Annotated in this window: 17 protein-coding genes; 5 read left to right on the forward strand and 12 right to left on the reverse strand. The window is 54.6% G+C overall.

Annotation, left to right across the window (positions count from 1 at the left end; genetic code table 11):
- Positions 1-328 precede the first annotated feature (328 nt).
- Positions 329-1,345, forward strand: a complete 1,017-nt coding sequence (locus tag JI62_RS03765; RefSeq protein WP_088698892.1) for an isocitrate dehydrogenase — start codon at positions 329-331, stop codon at positions 1,343-1,345.
- A 25-nt stretch (positions 1,346-1,370) separates the two neighbouring features.
- Here the strand turns inward: JI62_RS03765 and JI62_RS03770 are convergent, their stop codons facing one another.
- Entirely contained in the window at positions 1,371-3,560 is a 2,190-nt protein-coding gene (locus tag JI62_RS03770) for a heavy metal translocating P-type ATPase (protein WP_088698893.1), read from the reverse strand.
- 68 nt (positions 3,561-3,628) lie between these two features.
- On the opposite strand from JI62_RS03770, the gene JI62_RS03775 reads away from it, so the two are divergent.
- Positions 3,629-4,108, forward strand: coding sequence for a MerR family transcriptional regulator (locus tag JI62_RS03775; protein ID WP_088698894.1), 480 nt, complete (start codon positions 3,629-3,631; stop codon positions 4,106-4,108).
- Between the two features lie 2 nt (positions 4,109-4,110).
- On the opposite strand, the gene JI62_RS03780 is transcribed toward JI62_RS03775, so the two are convergent.
- A complete protein-coding gene (locus JI62_RS03780) occupies positions 4,111-4,887 on the reverse strand; it encodes a ZIP family metal transporter (RefSeq protein ID WP_035585728.1) in 777 nt (258 codons plus the stop codon).
- 140 nt (positions 4,888-5,027) lie between these two features.
- Between JI62_RS03780 and JI62_RS03785 the strand changes: the two genes are divergently transcribed.
- The 3 genes from JI62_RS03785 (at position 5,028) to JI62_RS03795 (ending at position 7,528) form a co-directional block, all read left to right on the forward strand.
- Positions 5,028-5,630, forward strand: a complete 603-nt coding sequence (locus JI62_RS03785) for a sigma-70 family RNA polymerase sigma factor (protein ID WP_240513119.1) — start codon at positions 5,028-5,030, stop codon at positions 5,628-5,630.
- A 22-nt stretch (positions 5,631-5,652) separates the two neighbouring features.
- The gene (locus tag JI62_RS03790) at positions 5,653-5,850 is read left to right on the forward strand and encodes a zf-HC2 domain-containing protein (protein WP_276206548.1); all 198 of its coding nucleotides are present in this window, start codon (positions 5,653-5,655) and stop codon (positions 5,848-5,850) included.
- 409 nt (positions 5,851-6,259) lie between these two features.
- Positions 6,260-7,528 (forward strand): methyl-accepting chemotaxis protein, encoded by a 1,269-nt coding sequence (locus JI62_RS03795; RefSeq protein WP_088698896.1) that lies wholly within the window; start codon positions 6,260-6,262, stop codon positions 7,526-7,528.
- 66 nt (positions 7,529-7,594) lie between these two features.
- Here JI62_RS03795 and JI62_RS03800 read toward each other — a convergent pair whose 3' ends face one another.
- The 10 genes from JI62_RS03800 to doeB all read right to left on the reverse strand — a co-directional run bounded on the left by JI62_RS03800 (position 7,595) and on the right by doeB (position 16,953).
- Entirely contained in the window at positions 7,595-8,245 is a 651-nt protein-coding gene (locus JI62_RS03800; protein ID WP_088698897.1) for a peroxiredoxin, read from the reverse strand.
- A 225-nt stretch (positions 8,246-8,470) separates the two neighbouring features.
- Positions 8,471-9,508 carry a CNNM domain-containing protein gene (locus JI62_RS03805; RefSeq protein ID WP_088698898.1) on the reverse strand — a complete coding sequence of 346 codons (1,038 nt, stop codon included), beginning with the start codon at positions 9,506-9,508 and terminating at the stop codon, positions 8,471-8,473.
- Between the two features lie 99 nt (positions 9,509-9,607).
- Positions 9,608-10,219: a LysE family translocator gene (locus JI62_RS03810; protein ID WP_088698899.1), complete on the reverse strand. Its 612-nt coding sequence runs from the start codon at positions 10,217-10,219 to the stop codon at positions 9,608-9,610.
- A gap of 161 nt (positions 10,220-10,380) precedes the next feature.
- Positions 10,381-10,848, reverse strand: coding sequence for an S-ribosylhomocysteine lyase (locus tag JI62_RS03815; RefSeq protein ID WP_035559056.1), 468 nt, complete (start codon positions 10,846-10,848; stop codon positions 10,381-10,383).
- A gap of 33 nt (positions 10,849-10,881) precedes the next feature.
- Positions 10,882-11,229, reverse strand: a complete 348-nt coding sequence (locus JI62_RS03820; RefSeq protein ID WP_088698900.1) for a putative quinol monooxygenase — start codon at positions 11,227-11,229, stop codon at positions 10,882-10,884.
- A 61-nt stretch (positions 11,230-11,290) separates the two neighbouring features.
- A complete protein-coding gene (locus JI62_RS03825) occupies positions 11,291-11,968 on the reverse strand; it encodes a haloacid dehalogenase type II (RefSeq protein WP_088698901.1) in 678 nt (225 codons plus the stop codon).
- A gap of 129 nt (positions 11,969-12,097) precedes the next feature.
- On the reverse strand, positions 12,098-13,531 hold the full coding sequence (locus tag JI62_RS03830; protein WP_088698902.1) for an aspartate aminotransferase family protein: 1,434 nt from the start codon (positions 13,529-13,531) through the stop codon (positions 12,098-12,100).
- Between the two features lie 185 nt (positions 13,532-13,716).
- Positions 13,717-15,213, reverse strand: coding sequence for an NAD-dependent succinate-semialdehyde dehydrogenase (locus JI62_RS03835; protein ID WP_088698903.1), 1,497 nt, complete (start codon positions 15,211-15,213; stop codon positions 13,717-13,719).
- Positions 15,214-15,436: 223 nt separating this feature from the next.
- On the reverse strand, positions 15,437-15,913 hold the full coding sequence (locus tag JI62_RS03840) for an Lrp/AsnC family transcriptional regulator (RefSeq protein ID WP_088698904.1): 477 nt from the start codon (positions 15,911-15,913) through the stop codon (positions 15,437-15,439).
- A gap of 8 nt (positions 15,914-15,921) precedes the next feature.
- On the reverse strand, positions 15,922-16,953 hold the full coding sequence (doeB, locus tag JI62_RS03845) for a N(2)-acetyl-L-2,4-diaminobutanoate deacetylase DoeB (RefSeq protein WP_088698905.1): 1,032 nt from the start codon (positions 16,951-16,953) through the stop codon (positions 15,922-15,924).
- Between the last annotated feature and the right edge of the window lie 20 nt (positions 16,954-16,973).

A 16,973-nucleotide genomic window follows, 5' to 3' on the forward strand; every position in this document is an offset into this window, starting at 1 on the left:
GAGGTCAGACATTTTCTTGAGAAGGGGAAAACTTAGGGCGGAGTCATCAGCCCTGAACCAGGTAGTACCTGAGATAAACGTGAAAGGATCATTACCGTTATGCCTTGCTGTAAGAAGAACGCAAAGTTAAAGCGTGGTACTGCCATAAACGACAGCATTCTATCAGCAATTAGCACTCCCTGCATCCGTGCTCCCCCCTTTGCAGGGTGCCCTCTAGATTCAATTTGGCGTACTATTGCGCTCGAAAATGACGTCTTATCAAGTCTCAACTATGTATTACGTTGAAGCGGCAGACGCAACACACTTGTCGATCAAAGAGGAGCAGCAAATGAGCCAATCTATTGCAGTCATTAAGGGCGACGGCATCGGCCCAGAGATTATGGAGGCCACGCTAAAAGTACTCGACGCGTTAGATTGCGGCTTAACCTACCAGCACATCGATGCGGGCTTAGGTGCCCTTGAAAAGCATGGCACGCTGATTCCCCAGGAATCACTGGACGCCATCGAAAAATACGGCATTGCGCTTAAGGGCCCGTTGACCACGCCGATTGGCAAAGGCTTCTCCTCAATTAACGTACAGCTACGTCGCCACTTTGACCTTTATGCCAACGTGCGCCCGGCGATTAGCTTCCCCGGCACCCGCTCGCGCTACGACGACATCGATATGATCACGGTTCGGGAAAACACCGAAGGTGCGTACCTTTCCGACGGCCAGGAGATGATCGACGACGGCAACACCGGCATTTCGGTGATCAAAGTCACCCGCAAAGGCTCCGAGCGCATTGTGCGCTACGCCTTTGAGCTGGCCAAAAGTAACGGCCGCAAGAAAGTCACCGCGGTACATAAAGCCAATATCATCAAAACCAGCTCGGGTTTGTTCCTGGACGTGGCGCGGGAGATCGCCAAAGAGTACCCCGAGATCGAGTTCCAGGAGATGATCGTCGATAACGCCTGCATGCAGCTGGTAATGAACCCGCATCAGTTTGATGTGGTGGTCACTACCAACCTGTTTGGCGATATCCTCTCTGACCTTTGCGCTGGCTTAGTGGGCGGTTTGGGCTTGGCCCCAGGGGCGAATATCGGCGAAAAAGCGGCGATTTTTGAAGCGGTGCACGGCTCGGCGCCGGATATCGAAGGCAAAAACATCGCCAACCCCTGTGCCCTGCTGCTGGCCGCGGCCCAGATGCTTGACCACCTGGGCATGACAGAAAAAGGCACCGCCATCCGCCAGGGTATTCGTACTGTGCTGGAAACCCACCGCGATATGGTCACCCCAGATATGGGCGGCACCGGCACCACCGACTCCTTCGCCCAGGCGCTGGTGGAGTACGTTCAGAGCCACTAGCTGGCTCTTTCTAGCTGATCGCTTGCTAGGCTTTGTCATTAAAGCGGTAACGCAGTAAGTGCAGTGCATTGAGGGTGACCAGTACGGTCGCCCCGGTGTCTGCCATGACCGCGACCCACATCCCCGTAATCCCCAGCGCCGTTGAGACCAAAAACAGCGCTTTGAAACCCAGCGCCAGCGCCACGTTGGTTTTTACGTTGCGCATTGTGGCCCGGGAAAGCGCGATCATTTCGGCAATTCCCTCCACGCGGTTCTTAAGCAGTGCTGCGTCGGCGGTTTCAAGCGCCACATCGGTACCGCTACCCATGGCGATACCCACTTCTGCTGCCGCAAGTGCCGGTGCATCGTTGATACCATCGCCTACTTTACCTATGGGGCCCAGCCCTGCTGCCTGCCATTGGCGCACGCGCAGCGCCTTGTCTTCGGGCATTAATTCGCCCTCTGCTTCGATGCCTAGCTGCTTACCAATAGCCGCCACGGTGCGGGCATTGTCTCCGCTGAGCATCACGGCCTGTACGCCCAGGCGCTCTAGCGCTTGAAGCCCCTTGCGAGCATCTTCACGGGGCTCATCCCGCAAGGCGATTAGACCGATAGGCCGCTGGTTTTCTAACAGAACTGCAAGGCTTTTACCCTGGGTTTCCAGTACAGTAATAGTGGCGTCTAGCTTGCTGCTGCCCTGGGTGAGCGTTTGTAAGTAGCGCGGACTCACTAGCATTAGTTCACGCCCTTCCACCTGTCCGGCAACGCCGTGCCCCGCTAACGCACGACCAGCGTCTACTTTAGGCAACGTAGCTTTTGGCTGCTGGCCGTTATTATTTTGAAAATAGTCACTAATCGCCACAGCAAGGGGGTGGCTTGAACCCTGCTCAAGGGCGGCAGCAAGGCGTACTATTTCACCGTCACAGACGCCATCAAAACCCTCTACATTTGTCACTGTGGGCTTGCCCGCGGTCAGCGTGCCGGTTTTATCCAGCGCAACCCGCTTGAGTTTGCCTAGCTGCTCTAATACCGCGCCGCCTTTCATCAGCAGACCGTTGCGAGCGCCCACCGATAACCCGGCAGCAATGGCCGCAGGTGTTGAGATCACCAGCGCGCAGGGGCAGGCAATGAGCAGCAGCGCCAGGGCGCGGTAGATGGATTCAGACCACAGCATTGGCGACACCAGCGGCGGAACGATAGCCACCACCAGCGCCACCCCGACGACCGCCGGCATATAGTAAAACGCAAAGCGGTCAATAAAGCGGGCCACCGGCGCTTTTGCCGCCTGGGCCTCTTCCACCAGTTTAATCACCCGGGCGATGGTGTTGTTTTCAGCGCTGCGGGTTACCTCAACCTCAAGCACGCCATCCAGATTGACGGTGCCAGCAAATACTGATTCACCTTCGCTACGCTCCCGTGGCACCGATTCGCCATTGACCGGCGATTCATCGATTGAGGAGTGGCCGACAATAATTTGCCCATCACAGGGCAACCGGTCGCCGGGGCGCACCTGTACCCGTTGACCCGGCACCAGAGACGCAGCAGCGACTTCCCGAGCTTCGCCCTGCTCCAGCAATCGCGCAGTAGAAGGAGTCAGCTTGGAAAGCGCCGAAATACTGCGGCGTGCTTGGGCTGCGGCAACGCCTTCCAGCATCTCCCCCACAGCAAATAGAAACACCACCACTGCCGCTTCAGCGGCGGCGTTTATCGCCAGCGCCCCTAGGGCTGCGATGCTCATCAGCATTTCAATGGTGAAGGGGTTGCCCAGTTTGAGCGCTTGCCAGGCATGCTGAATAATCGGCACAAGGCCAACGACCGTTGCGGCGATGAATGGCCAACTGCCCAGGGCGGGCCAGGCGAATTTAAGCCCCCAGGCAAGCGCCAGCAATACACCGCTGATAATTACCAAACGTCCTTTAGGTGACTGCCACCATGAGGAGGACTTTTCCGGTTCAGTTGTGTTCACCGACTCATCGATTACCTGGTAGCCCAGCGCCGTGATCGTTGACTCAATATCGGAATGTGGCAGGGTTTTACCAGGCGGCGCGGTTAATCGCACCGAGCCGGTGACAGAACTCGCTGAAACTTGTTCAACGTGGCTTAAGCGCTTTAGCGCCGTTTCTACCTTACGTTCGCAGCCGCCGCAGTCCATGCCCTGCACGCGCAGGGTAGTTGGTGCGCTCGCTGCTGGTGGCGTCTGGTGTTGTGACGTTTTAGCAGGTGTGGTGCCACTCATCGCTCTTCGCTCCCAGTTCGTCTATATTAAGAGCAGCGTAATACCTGTAGTCACTAGAGGTTCAAGTAATGAAAGAACATCTCTCAGACCAGCCCGCCCAGGAGCGGCATATTGGCATTGGTGAGTTGGCACGTGAGTCCGGTTGCAAGCCAGAAACGGTGCGCTACTACGAACAAATTGGACTGCTGCCTTCAGCACCACGCAACGAAGGTAACCAAAGGCGCTACACCACAGCTGCTATCCGCCGTTTGACGTTTATTCGTCATGCGCGGGATTTTGGTTTCTCGGTGGAGGCGGTAAGAGAATTGCTGGAAATGGCTGACCATCCAGCGATGCCTTGCCAGGAGGTGGATACGCTGGCAAAACGTCATCTTGCCGAGGTGGAAGCGAGACTGGCGCGACTCACCGCGGTCCGCGATGAGCTCAAACGCATGATCAATCAGTGTGCGGGAGGCAGTGTTGGCCAGTGCCATATCATTGATGTACTTAGCGACCACCGCCTGTGTCACCAGGCGGGCCCCCACGGTGGCGCAGAAATCATAGGCTAGGACTAACCCAGCCACACATCCAAAAACAGCATAATCACCAGGCCCATGGCCAAACCAAAGGTGGCTTTTTTCTGGTGGCCGCAGCGGTGAGTTTCGGGAATGATTTCGTGGCTGATCACATACAGCATGGCACCGGCGGCAAACGCCAGCCCCCAGGGCAGCAGTATTTGGGAAACGCTGACAATACTGGCGCCAAATAGCCCGCCAATAGGCTCGATGAGGCCAGTCAGGGCGGCAATCGACCAGGAGCGCCACTTTGAGTAGCCCTCGCCCATTAGCGCAACCGCCACGGCCAGCCCTTCCGGCATATTCTGTAGCCCAATGCCGATCGCCAGCGGCATGCCGCCCTCTAACCCATTTGCACCAAAGCCGACGCCTACCGCCATACCTTCCGGCAGGTTATGAATGGTAATCGCAAACACAAACAGCCATACCCGGCGCAGCGAAGCGGCTTCCGGCCCCTCGCGCCCCTGGGCAAAGTGTTCATGCGGCAAGTGCTCGTTAAGCAGTGCAATGGCACCCATACCCAGCAAAATAGCCGCACAAACAATCCCGGCAGGCACAGGGCCACCGGCGTAGTAGATTTCCGCAGCGTCCAGCGCGGGGATAATCAGCGAGAAAAATGAAGCAGCCAGCATCACACCCGCAGCAAAGCCCAGCGCCAGGTCGCGAAAACCCCGGCTAGGTGTTTTACCCAGCAGTACCGGCAGCGCCCCCACCGCCGTCAACAATCCAGCAATTAAGCTGCCCAAAAACCCTAATAACAACGTATTTTCCATGGACAGCATAAACTCGGTTGGCAATCAAAAAGGCATCAAAGAGAACGACACGTTGTTGTCTAACGTGGTATCAACACGTACTTTAACGCACTAACGCCCAATGAATAAATAATGATGGTCTTCACCAGCACGATGTCAGTGTGCGTCCTGAAGACATTAACAAAGGGATCATCGTGCCTCTTTCCGCTACATTAGCCGCTGCCCACTTTGCCCAGCTACGACCTCGCTTAGTGGCCTTTGCGCGCCTGCAATTACGTGATGCCAACGCCGCTGAAGATGCCGTACAGGAAACCTTGCTTACCGCCTTTGAGAAAAGCGCCACCTTTGAAGGGCGCTCCGAGTTCGAGACGTGGGTATTTGGCATTTTAAAGTACAAAATTCTGGATCAGCTTCGCCAGCAGCGCCGTCAAGGGACTTGGCAACCGCTAGACCAGGACTTAGACGACGATACCCTTGATCGTCTATTTCAACAGGATGGTCACTGGCAGAGCGCTGCCCGTCCCAGCCACTGGGGAGAACCTGAACAGGTGTTAGAAAACCAGCGATTTTGGCAGGTATTTGATGCCTGTTTGATCGCCTTACCGGAGAGCATCGCTCGGGTATTTACCCTGCGTGAACTTATGGGGCTTTCCACTACAGAGATCTGTAAGGAAATAGGCATTACTGAAACCAACTGCTGGGTCATCTTACACCGTGCACGTTTACGGCTACGAGAGTGCTTGGATCATGGTTGGTTAAATTAGCTGAAGGGAAACTGATATGCTTATGTGCCGCGAAGCTACGGAGTTGATGTCTTTAAAACAAGACACAACACTATCATTGCGTGACCAGCTGGCCCTTCGTATTCATCTATCGATGTGCCAAGCCTGCCGCACCTGCGCACGTCAATTCGACCTGTTGCACCAAGCCAGCAAACGGCACCCCACCTCCCTGCTTAACTCTCGCCAGACGTTAGACGATTAGCCTCTTCAGCCAGGCTCTGCATACCACCTCACTGTCCTCCTTTGCTTCCCATCAGCGGGATGTTTCTCGCGCTTAAAAAATTATACATAAGCTATACATTAGAGTGTTTTTTCTCATCGCTTACTCTATAATCATATCTATACACATATTGTACACCGGAATTTAATCTGAAAGGTTAGATGCCACCACTTCTTGAAATTGCTTCAGCAAACAGCTTTCTAAGGTGACAAATTTTGTAACTAATTATTATTAACCACCCGGATAAACCCACTGATCATTAGCAACAATTAATGATCAACGACACCTAAAACCTCACAAATGCAACATTTTGTGTCATCTAGATACAAAGCTATGCTCCCGCTCTACTCTTATACACACGACTCCAACAGCTCCTCCGAGAGGATCCACAATGCTTAAGTATCTAGCCTCTAACGATGTACATAGTGCACTTAATCAGCACACTGCTTGTATCGCTTTTACACCGGAAGGAATTATCCAAAAGGCCAGTGAACAGTTTCTAACCACCGTCGGTTACACCCTTGATCAAGTGAAAGGGCAACACCACCGGATTTTCTGTTTTCCTGAAGAAAGCAGTCGCCCTGAATATCGAACTTTTTGGGAAACTCTGGCAGCAGGGCACAGCCAGCATGGACGCTTTCGGCGTTCGAATGCCCAGGGCGATGAGCTTTGGCTTGATGCTACCTATTTACCGATCAAGAATCGTCGCGGCAAGGTAGTCTCGATACTCAAAATCGCCAATGACGTAACTAAGTATCACCAAGAGGCTCAGCGCAAAAATGCTGTCTTGGATGCATTAAATAGCTCCATGGCGGTCATTGAATTTACCCCGAGCGGTGAAATTCTCAATGCAAACTCAAATTTTGAACAGACAATGGGCTATCGCAATGAAGAGCTTATAGGTGCCCATCACCGAATGTTCTGCCCTGCCAATTTCTCAAAAACCAATCCTCGCTTCTGGGAGCGGTTGGCTCAGGGCGAGTACATGCAAGGGAAGTTTGAACGTTTGGATTCTCGTGGCGCCAGCGTATGGCTAGAGGCGACGTATAACCCGATTCAAGATAGCCAGGGGAACGTCGTAAAAGTCGTCAAGTTTGCCACCGATATTACGCGCTCCGTTCAGGCAGCAGAATCCGCCACACGGGCCGTTACTGCCGCCCAAAGTACCTCTTCACAAACAGAGCAGATCGCCCAAAACGGTCTTAGCCACCTTCAGCGCGTAGTTCGTGATTCTGAGCAAGCGGCGCTCACATTGGCAGAAGCGCAGCAGCTAATGGCCGCGCTAAACAAACAAGCACAAAGTATTAATAGCATTACCGAGTCGATTGCCCGCATTGCCAATCAAACCAATTTACTCTCGCTTAATGCTGCGGTGGAAGCCGCACGTGCGGGCGAACAGGGGCGCGGATTTGCGGTGGTGGCTAACGAAGTCCGCCGCTTGGCCAAAGGCTCTAGTGAAGCAGTAGAAGATATTACCCGGGTGTTAAAAGAGAACAGCGCTTTAGTGGAGCGGACAACTCACGCTATGCAACAGGTAGTGGAGCAGGGGAAATCGAGCCAAACCAGCGTCGGTGAAATCGAGGTTATCGTCAATGAGATACTTACCGGAGCACGCAACGTGTCAACGTCTATTGAGCAGCTTGCGCTAGAGTCCGCTTGATGCACTATGCAAAAACCAGCGTATAGACGCTGGCTTTTCGCTTCTTACATCACGCTATTAACATCATTAGCGCAGTGGTGTTTTACGCAGATAAGGCAGAACCGTCTCGTATTCGCCATACTTCTGCTTGGCATCCGCGTCAGAAACGCTAGGCGGAATAATCACATCCTGGCCTATCATCCAGTCAGCGGGAGTAGCAACACCGTGTTTCGATGTGGTTTGCAATGCATCCAGGGCGCGTAGGATTTCTGCAAAGTTGCGCCCTACAGTCATGGGATAGGTCATGGAAAGCTTCAACTGCTTATCCGGCCCGATAATAAACACCGAACGCACCGTGGCGCTGTCTGCAGGCGTACGGCCATCCGGCAGGTAGGCATCTTCTGGCAGCATGTCGTACAGTTTTGACACCGTTAGGCCATCATCAGCGATAATCGGAAAATCGACTTCGCTGCCACTGACGGTTTGGATGTCATTGCCCCAACGCTTGTGGTCTTCAACGCCATCCACGGAAACACCGATCACTTTGGTGCCGCGTTTCTTCCACTCGGCGCTCAATTGCGCAACGGCACCGAACTCCGTTGTGCAAACCGGGGTAAAGTCTTTAGGGTGCGAAAACAGGATTGCCCAGCTGTCGCCAATCCAGTCATGAAAGCGAATCGGCCCTTGGCTAGTCTCTGCTTCGAAATCGGGCACGACGGCATTAATACGTAATGACATGCTTTCCTCCTTAAATGGGCGTTAGACGCCCTAATAGCTTATTTGACTTTCAACACCTTCACTATAGATCATTTAGCGCTAAGACAGCGAGTAGTAACACAACGTTCACTCGCTATGCCAATCTTAGTCTAACGGCGTAAAAGCCTGAATATAAATGCCTGTAAAAGCAGAACGGCGCCCGAAGGCGCCGCTTTAGATTAACAAACAGAGCCCCCTTCCGGGAGATTACTCCTCTGTTTTGGCGTCTTTATCTTCCCGCTTCACCCGCTTTATCCACTTTTGTTTCGCATAGTGGCGTAGATTGGCCACATTGTCGGTCTCATCGACAATATCTTGCCCCAGAATGGTTTCGATAATGTCTTCTAACGTTATTAAACCTACAAAGGTACCGTGCTCATCGTAGACCACCCGCATATGCAGGTGGTCTTTCAGCATGGAGGTAAACACCTGCTCAACGTTATGTGAGACATCCACGCTGCCGATCGGATGCATCAACTCGCGCATCGTTTTGGCATCGTCGGCGTGGTACATATCTGCTTTATGCACATAACCAAAGGCCTGCTCACCGTTGTCCATCACTGGGAAGCGTGTAAACGGCGCTTTGCCATACTGTTCATCGAAGGTTTTCACGGTCATGTCAGGCAAAACGGTTTCACACACCGTGCGCGGGGTCATCGCTTTGCTAACCAAGATATCGTGCAAGTTAAGCATATTGATAATGGTGCGAGACTCGTCCGCATCCAGCACCTTCTCTTCCAAACCAACGCGGGCCAGCACTTTAATTTCATCGCGCAGATCGACATCGTGCTCTGACTTACCGAGTCGGCGGGTGATCTGCTCCGACATCCAGATAAAAGGCAGCAGGCCTATAATCATCGGATTTAAAAAACGCGGCAAAAACGGCGATAAACCACGCCAGTAAGTCGCGCCAATGGTCTTCGGAATAATTTCCGACAGTATTAAAATCGCCATGGTCATTACCGCCGAAACAATGGCGATAGAGGCTTCGCCAAACACAACCGCGGCCTGAGCACCTACTGCAGTTGCACCCACGGTATGGGCGATCGTATTGAGGGTCAAAATAGCGGCTAGGGGCCGATCGATATTCGCCTTCAGACGCGTAAGCGAGGCGTGCAGCTTGGGGTTATCCTCTTTCTGTTTAGCAATGTAGCTGGGCGTAATTGAAAGAAGCGCCGCTTCAAGGATGGAACATAAAAACGAGAACGCGATTGAAAGGGTAGCAATCGTGATTAGGAGGAACATGAGGGCCTAGAGTGATGGGTTGTACCGGGTTTATAGGGGCAGCATAAGCGGAAGTCAATACTTCTCTATCATGCCTTCATCAACCACGCAGAGCTTAATTCATGGGCGCAGCGGCAGTGCGGCGCCGATGGCAACGAAGATGCCGCCGCAGGTGCGGTTAAATCCACGACCAACCCGTTTCAGCCAGTGGCGAATGCGGTTAGCCATATTGGCAAGCAGGCCTTCAACCATACACTCGATAGCTACAAAGGTGCCTGCCAGCACGAAATATTGCAGCATCAAGCTGCGCTGTGGGTCGATAAATTGAGGAAGAAAAGCGCTGAAAAACAGCAGCACCTTGGGATTGGTAATCGATGCCAGTACCCCCTGGCGGTACAGGTGCCACCCGCTGGCTTGGCTTGCGCTCATATCCACCTCGCCCGTAATCGGTGGCGAACGCCATACCTGGATACCCAACCAAACAAGATATCCCCCACCGACCCATTTCAGCACTGTTAGCCACACCACCGACGATTTAAGCAGCGCACCAATGCCAAACATGCACAGGGCAATAATCAGCATAAATCCTGTGGCGCCCCCTACGATGGTAAACAGGGTTCTACGGCTGCCATGTAGCGCGCCATGGGTAAGCGCCAGCAGGCCGTTTGGCCCAGGCGAAAGCGACAGGCCAAGGCAGGCGATTAGGTATAAAAGCCAAGTGTCTAACAGCATGGTAATACCTCACCCATGGGAAAGTGCCCTCAATGCGTCAGCATGTCACTGTTGATCAGCGTTTTCCATTCGTTAAAGCGCTCTCAATAAAACGCCTCCCCTTGCTATAAGTAGCATCGGGGAGGCGTCAGGCTAACTATCTGCTTACTGCGATATAACGCTTAGGCGAACACCTCAGTCCACTCGCTGCGCTTGGCCAACAGGTTGCGAGCCAGCTCCTGGGCGCCTTCCAAACTATGACTGGCGGCCCAACCGCACTGCATTTCATTGCAGGCAGGCACTTCAGTGGCTTCTAGCACATCGTTCAGAGTTTGCTCGATGATGGTAATCACGCCGTCGTAGTCGTCGTGGTTGATCATCGCAATGTAGAAGCCGGTTTGGCAGCCCATGGGGCTGATATCGACCACTTTATCGGTGTGATTGCGCGACAGCTCAGCCATCAAGTGCTCAAGGGAGTGCAGCGCTGGCATCTCCATATGATCTTTGTTGGGCTGGCAGATACGCAGGTCGTATTTATGAATACGGTCGCCGTTCTGACCTTCTTTGATATCGGCTAACCGTACGTACGGAGCTTTTACCTTGGTGTGATCCAGGTTAAAGCTCTCTACGTTCATCTTTTTATCGGTCATGTTGGCTCCTTTTTCGCTGAAAGCTTGGTTCACTTAAACCTTGGGCGCGTCAAAATTCCAGGGTTCATCGGTGTAAACACACACGTTGGCATCTTCGATATCACCATCAGGCGCTTCAACGTGCTTGGCAAAGAAGTCCTGAATCTCTTTGCGCTGGCAATGGGCTTCAAACTCTTCGCGACTGGCCCAGATTTCATGAAAAACAATCGGATAACTGGTGCCCTGGGCGAAGGGATTATCGATCTGCCGGGTTACGGTGTAGTGAATGCACGCATCTTCCCGGTGGGTGTTCGGCTCTAACGACTGAAGCGCTTTGAATACCGCTTCTTCTTTGCCAGGTTTGGGCTTAAAACCTGCTATACAGTAAATTTTTTCTGACATGGTTAACTCCTAAGTCGTTAAGCGTGCGTCATTATGCGGCTTGTCGACATAGGTTAACAACCTAACGGATGATGCGCTCAGCCAATGCTTCCAGATCGGTCACCGTCATATCCGGCTCGATACCCCAGGGGTCAAAAGGCGCATCAGGACTGCGCCGTACCCAGGCACTGCGTAGGCCTGCATGGGTGGCGCCAATCACATCAAAGGGGTTACTGGACACCAACCATGTCTGCTCAGGGCGTGTCTCCAAGCGGCTACGCAAATGAGTGTACACCGCGGGGTCTGGCTTAAAGCGTTTTACCTCATCAGCGCTGATTACATCGTCCATATGGCTCTCAACGCCTGCGCGGGTAAGTAGTTTGGACACGGCATCCGCTGTACCGTTCGAAAATGCCACGCAGCGTATGCCCGCATCGCGCAGCTGATCGAGTGCAGGCACTACATCGTCAAACGCGGGCAGCTCACCGTACACCGCCATTAGATGATCTTGGTCGTTATCCGAAAGCCCGGTTTGCAGTGCGCGGTCGATAAACACCAGCGCTTCGCGGGTGCACTCCGAAAACGGCACATAAGCCCCCATCAGGCCGTGGCGAAAGCTGTACTCTAGCTGCTTATCGCGCCAGCGGCGGGCAAATTCACCAGCTTTGGAGGCATCCGTTAGGCGACGTTCGAGCTCAACGGTAACCCCTTGGGTATCGATCAACGTACCATATACATCGAAGGCTAAGACCGGTTGCATCGTTGGCTACTCCTTAACTTTCAATTAATTGTGACCTGAGTTCAGCTTATATCTTTAGCATAGTAGACACCTTCAATAACAAAAGCGCCGCTGCATAGGCAGCGGCGCTTAGAAGGCTAAATCAGGTCATCAAACCGTAAACGCGGCCTCTTTTTCACCACTTTTCAGGTCACCAGAGCGCACCAGTTCATCGGTAACCCGGTCAATGGCTCGCTTGGCGCGGCCAATCATCTCATCCACTTCTCCACGATTAATGGTCAGCGGCGGCGCAAAGCCGAGAATATCGCCTTGGGGCATGGCCCGGGCAATCAGGTTCTCTTCCATGGCAGCCGCCGCCACGCGAGGGCCCACTTTGAGGGCGGGGTCGAAGTGCAGGCGCTGCTTGGCGTCCGGAGAGAACTCCAGTGCCGCCATTAAGCCAACGCCGCGTACGTCGCCCAGCAGCGGGTGGCCTTCAAAGTTAGCTTTTAGCTGCTGCTGGAAGTAGCCGCCGGTTTCAGCAGCGTTGCCCACCAGATTTTCACGCTCAATGATATCCAGGTTAGCTAGCCCTGCCGCACAGCCCAGGGCGTGGCCAGAGTAGGTCCAGCCATGGCCGATGGGGCCGTACTCACCGGTGCCCTGCTCCAGCACCTGCCAGACTTTCTCACCCACAATCACACCGGAGAGCGGCTGGTAGGCGCTAGTTAAGCCCTTGGCGATGGTGACCAGGTCAGGCTTCATATTGTAGTGATGGCTGCCGAAATCAGAGCCGGTACGGCCAAAGCCACACACCACTTCATCAGCAATCAGCAACACATCGTACTTCGCCAGCACGGTTTGAATCGCATCCCAGTAGCCTTCCGGCGGCGGTACGATTCCGCCAGTGCCCAGAACCGGCTCGCCAATAAAGGCAGCCACAGTATCCGGGCCCTCTTCCAGAATCATCGCTTCCAGCTTGTCGGCGCAGTAAGCGGAGAACTCGAGTTCGGTCATACCGTGCTGTTCGGCGGCGCGTAGGTAGTAGTGCGGCGCTTCGGTATGGCGAATGGTGTCAATGGGCAGATCAAAGTGGTCGTGGAACGCTTTCAGACCGGTCAGCGAGCCGGAAGCAATGCCCGAGCCGTGGTAGCCGCGCATGCGTGAGATGACCTTTTTCTTCTGCGGGCGGCCCAGCACGTTGTTGTAGTAGCGCACGATCTTGAGCTGAGTTTCGTTGGCGTCCGAGCCGGACATGCCGTAGTACACTTTGGACATGTTCATGCCGGCGATTTTCAAAATACGCTCGGAAAGCTCGATCTGCGGCTCGTTGGAGTGGCCCACATAGGTGTGATAGTAAGAGAGCTCTAACGCTTGCTTATAGATTGCTTCAGCGACTTCGGTGCGACCGTAGCCGATGTTGACGCAGTAAAGCCCGGCAAAGCCGTCGATAAATTCACGGCCGTCTTTATCCACGATATTGATGCCTTTGCCGCCGGTAATCACACGACCCGGCGCATCGCCATGGGCGAAGTCACGTAGGTGAGTAGAGGCGTGGAAAGTAACTTTACGATCGCGTTCGATCAAATCCTGATGCAAGCTCATAGCGTTCTCTCTGTACAGTAAACCTCCCCGATCAGCGGGGCGGCATTTAAAATATTGCGGGCTGCACGGCTGGTTAGGCACACGCGAACACGCTGTAAACCCGTCCCTGGGCGCTCGGCTTTTTCATCCCTGAAAAAGACGGTTCGCTTAGTGCCTAACCAGCCTCGACTGCGACACTATCCGCGCTAGCTTCCAGACACCGAACCTAGCGCACCCAGGCAGTAATATTTAGTTTCCAGGTACTCATCGATACCGGTGGCGCCACCTTCGCGGCCAAGGCCGGACTGCTTCACGCCACCAAAGGGAACCGGCGGGCCGGTCATCTTAACCGAGTTAACGCTAACCATGCCGTACTCTAGCGCGCGCATCAGCTTCCAGATGCGGCGGATATCGTGGGTGTAGATGTACGCAGCCAGGCCGTACTCGGTGTCGTTGGCCATTTCAATCACTTCGTCGTCGGTGCTGTAGGCGGTGATGCCGGCCACCGGCGCGAAGTTCTCTTCCCGCCACACTTTCATCTGCGCCGTTACGCCGGTCAGCATCACCGGCATAAAGAAGTTCTCGCCGGGCGCTTGGCTTTGATCACCACCGATCACGGTGGCTCCTTTGGAGATGGCGTCATCGACAATCGCCGCCGCTTTCTCTACCGCCTGACGGTGAATAAGCGGACCAAGGTCTATCTCGCTTTGGAGACCATTGCCCACGGTAAGCGCCGCCATACGCTCGCTGAAATGCTCAACGAACTCATCGTGGATGGATTCATGCACCAGAATGCGGTTGGCGGCTAGGCAGTCCTGCCCGGCGGTTTGGAACTTGGCATCAATGGCCGCAAAGGCCGCCTCTTTGGGATCCATGTCGGGCCCAACAATAAACGGCGCATTGCCACCCAGCTCCAGGGAGAGCCGCTTGACGGTATTAGCACTCTGCTCAATCAACAGGCGGCCCACGCGGGTGGAGCCGGTGAACGACAGCGCCCGAATTCGCGATTCGCTGCAGAGGATCTTTGAGACTTCCGCTGGATCGCCTAGCACTACGTTGAAAATCCCCGCGGGAATCCCAGCACGCTCGGCCAGCTCCGCCAGCGCCAACGCTGAGTAGGGTGTTTCGTTGGCGGGTTTGACGATCACCGGGCAGCCCGCTGCCAGCGCTGCCGCGGCTTTGCGGGTAATCATCGCCAGCGGGAAGTTCCACGGCGTAATCATTGCGGCGATGCCCACCGGCTCTTTAATGGTGCCCAGTGATGCATTGGGGATATGGCTAGGGATGGTCTCACCGTAGGTACGCTTGCCCTCTTCGGCAAACCAGCGCACAAAGCTGGCACCGTACTGCACCTCACCACGGGCATCGGGCAGCGGCTTACCCTGCTCCAGGGTCATAATAGTGGCGAGGTCTTCGCGGTTGGCTTGAATCAGATCGTACCAAGCCAGCAAGCGCTCACAGCGCTCGTCGGCGCGCAGCGCCCGCCAGTGCACAAACGCCGCTTCTGCGGCATCCACGGCGGCGGTGATCTGCTCGGCTTCCAGCAACGGGATATGGCCAATGGCTTCATTGGTGGCGGGGTCATAAACCGCTTCTTCGCGACCTCCCTCCCCGTGGGTCCACTTACCGTTCACGTAGGCGTACTGCCGGAACAGACGCGGATCTTCCAGGCGCTTGGCGAGCGTGGTCGATAGTGTGGTCATGGGAACCTCTCCTCAAATGCAGTCTGGCTAACCGAGCACTGCAATTACTGTGTGGCATTGTCAGCAAGCGCTCATAAGCCTTGCCGTCGAATGCCCCCAGGTTAACGGAGAGGAGTCACGAAGTGTTTTTGAAAACCGAGACTTATCACGCGACTTTTTTTGTCAGAGGGCGTTTGGCAGTGCTTTTTTTTGGTGGGCTTACGATTAGGAGGCCACAACTGCATTAAAGAATGTCGTCGGTATCGATGCCTATAGGAACGCGCTTGACGGTTTTGGTCACGATATAGGTAAAGTAGCGCTCGATGCCGGCTTCAGAGACCAGCCACTTATCCATCAGACGTTGATAGCTATCGATGGTGCGCGCCTCAAACTTGACCAGGTAATCCACACCGCCCCCCACCGCCACGCACTCAGTCACCTCCGGCGTCTGCATGACCAGCGCTTCAAAACGCGCAAAGCTATCGGCATTATGCTGCTTGAGCTCAATCTGCACCCATACAGGATTGCGCGGCACCAACACATCCGCGTTGATGCGCGCAGTATACCCTTCAATCACCCCGGCTTTTTCCAGCCTTTTTACCCGCTCCCAGCAGGGGCTGACCGAAAGGTTGATCGCCTCGGCCAGCTTCGACTTGGTGATTCGCCCATCACGGGAGAGGATGTCGAGAATTTTCAGATCGTAACGGTCAAGTTTCATCATGCCGGGGGTTACGCCTCCAGGCGTTCAACAACATCGGCAATCACCGCCAGGGTATCCCCCATATTGATCAGTGAAGGGGCACGGCGAGCCATTAAAATACCGTCGCGCTCCGCTTTATAGGCAACCGGGTCGGTGCCGCTGCGGGTCATGTCGTACACGTAGGCAATCGTTTGACCCTTCTTCACTTCGTCACCCAAGGCCACTAACAGCTCTAACACGCCGGAGTGCTGGCTCTGCACGTAGCAGCTGGCATCGGGCATATCGAGGTACATCTGCCCGCCTGTCGGCATCTCTACTTCGCCTTCTACCAGGCCGTAGTGAATCAGGAAATTGCGCACGCCGCGCTCGGCAATGGCGATGCTCTGAGGTGTCGAAGTGCCGCCCCCACCCAGCTCAGTGGCGACGAATACTTTACCCTGGCGCTCGCAGGCGGTATCGAAGAGTTTTTCTGCATCCAGCTCAAACATCACCATGGCATAGGGGGCACCGAACGCTTTGGCACCTTCTAGAGCGGCCTGCTGCTGCGCTTTATTATCCAGCACATGAGAGGCGCCGAAGGGCAGGATATCCAGCGTTCGCCCACCGGAGTGCAGGTCGAGGACAACGTCAGCCATGGGCACCAACACGCGGGTAAAGTAGTCGGCAATTTGCGGCGTAACGCTGCCGTTGGGGTCGCCAGGAAAACTGCGATTGAGGTTGCCCTTGTCCATCGGCGAGGTGCGCTTGCCCGCCATCACCGCTGGAGTGTTCATGCACGGCACGATAATCACCCTCCCCGTGACATCTTCTGCCTTCAGCGTTGAGGAGAGCTTTAACAATGAGGTAATGCCCTCGTACTCATCGCCGTGGTTACCACCGGTCAAAAGTGCCGTGGGGCCGTCGCCATTCTTAACCACGGTGACGGGGATCATCACCGCGCCCCAGGCGGATTCATCAGTGGAGATCGGCAGCTTTAAAAAACCGTGCTGCACGCCATCGGCATCAAAATCAACGGTGGCAGAAATAGGGCTCGTCCGCAGTTGGCTCGGTTGATCGGTCATTGGAGGTTCCTTTTTACAAT

The organism is Halomonas campaniensis, assembly GCF_002211105.1.
Lineage (GTDB): Bacteria > Pseudomonadota > Gammaproteobacteria > Pseudomonadales > Halomonadaceae > Vreelandella > Vreelandella campaniensis_A.

Bases quoted from the DNA above. Each gene is read 5' to 3' on its own strand.
- JI62_RS03765 (WP_088698892.1), top strand. From the start codon at position 329: ATGAGCCAATCTATTGCAGTCATTAAGGGCGACGGCATCGGCCCAGAG.
- JI62_RS03770 (WP_088698893.1), bottom strand. From the start codon at position 3,560: ATGAGTGGCACCACACCTGCTAAAACGTCACAACACCAGACGCCACCA.
- JI62_RS03775 (WP_088698894.1), top strand. From the start codon at position 3,629: ATGAAAGAACATCTCTCAGACCAGCCCGCCCAGGAGCGGCATATTGGC.
- JI62_RS03780 (WP_035585728.1), bottom strand. From the start codon at position 4,887: ATGGAAAATACGTTGTTATTAGGGTTTTTGGGCAGCTTAATTGCTGGA.
- JI62_RS03790 (WP_276206548.1), top strand. From the start codon at position 5,653: ATGTGCCGCGAAGCTACGGAGTTGATGTCTTTAAAACAAGACACAACA.
- JI62_RS03795 (WP_088698896.1), top strand. From the start codon at position 6,260: ATGCTTAAGTATCTAGCCTCTAACGATGTACATAGTGCACTTAATCAG.
- JI62_RS03800 (WP_088698897.1), bottom strand. From the start codon at position 8,245: ATGTCATTACGTATTAATGCCGTCGTGCCCGATTTCGAAGCAGAGACT.
- JI62_RS03805 (WP_088698898.1), bottom strand. From the start codon at position 9,508: ATGTTCCTCCTAATCACGATTGCTACCCTTTCAATCGCGTTCTCGTTT.
- JI62_RS03810 (WP_088698899.1), bottom strand. From the start codon at position 10,219: ATGCTGTTAGACACTTGGCTTTTATACCTAATCGCCTGCCTTGGCCTG.
- JI62_RS03815 (WP_035559056.1), bottom strand. From the start codon at position 10,848: ATGACCGATAAAAAGATGAACGTAGAGAGCTTTAACCTGGATCACACC.
- JI62_RS03820 (WP_088698900.1), bottom strand. From the start codon at position 11,229: ATGTCAGAAAAAATTTACTGTATAGCAGGTTTTAAGCCCAAACCTGGC.
- JI62_RS03825 (WP_088698901.1), bottom strand. From the start codon at position 11,968: ATGCAACCGGTCTTAGCCTTCGATGTATATGGTACGTTGATCGATACC.
- JI62_RS03830 (WP_088698902.1), bottom strand. From the start codon at position 13,531: ATGAGCTTGCATCAGGATTTGATCGAACGCGATCGTAAAGTTACTTTC.
- JI62_RS03835 (WP_088698903.1), bottom strand. From the start codon at position 15,213: ATGACCACACTATCGACCACGCTCGCCAAGCGCCTGGAAGATCCGCGT.
- JI62_RS03840 (WP_088698904.1), bottom strand. From the start codon at position 15,913: ATGATGAAACTTGACCGTTACGATCTGAAAATTCTCGACATCCTCTCC.
- doeB (WP_088698905.1), bottom strand. From the start codon at position 16,953: ATGACCGATCAACCGAGCCAACTGCGGACGAGCCCTATTTCTGCCACC.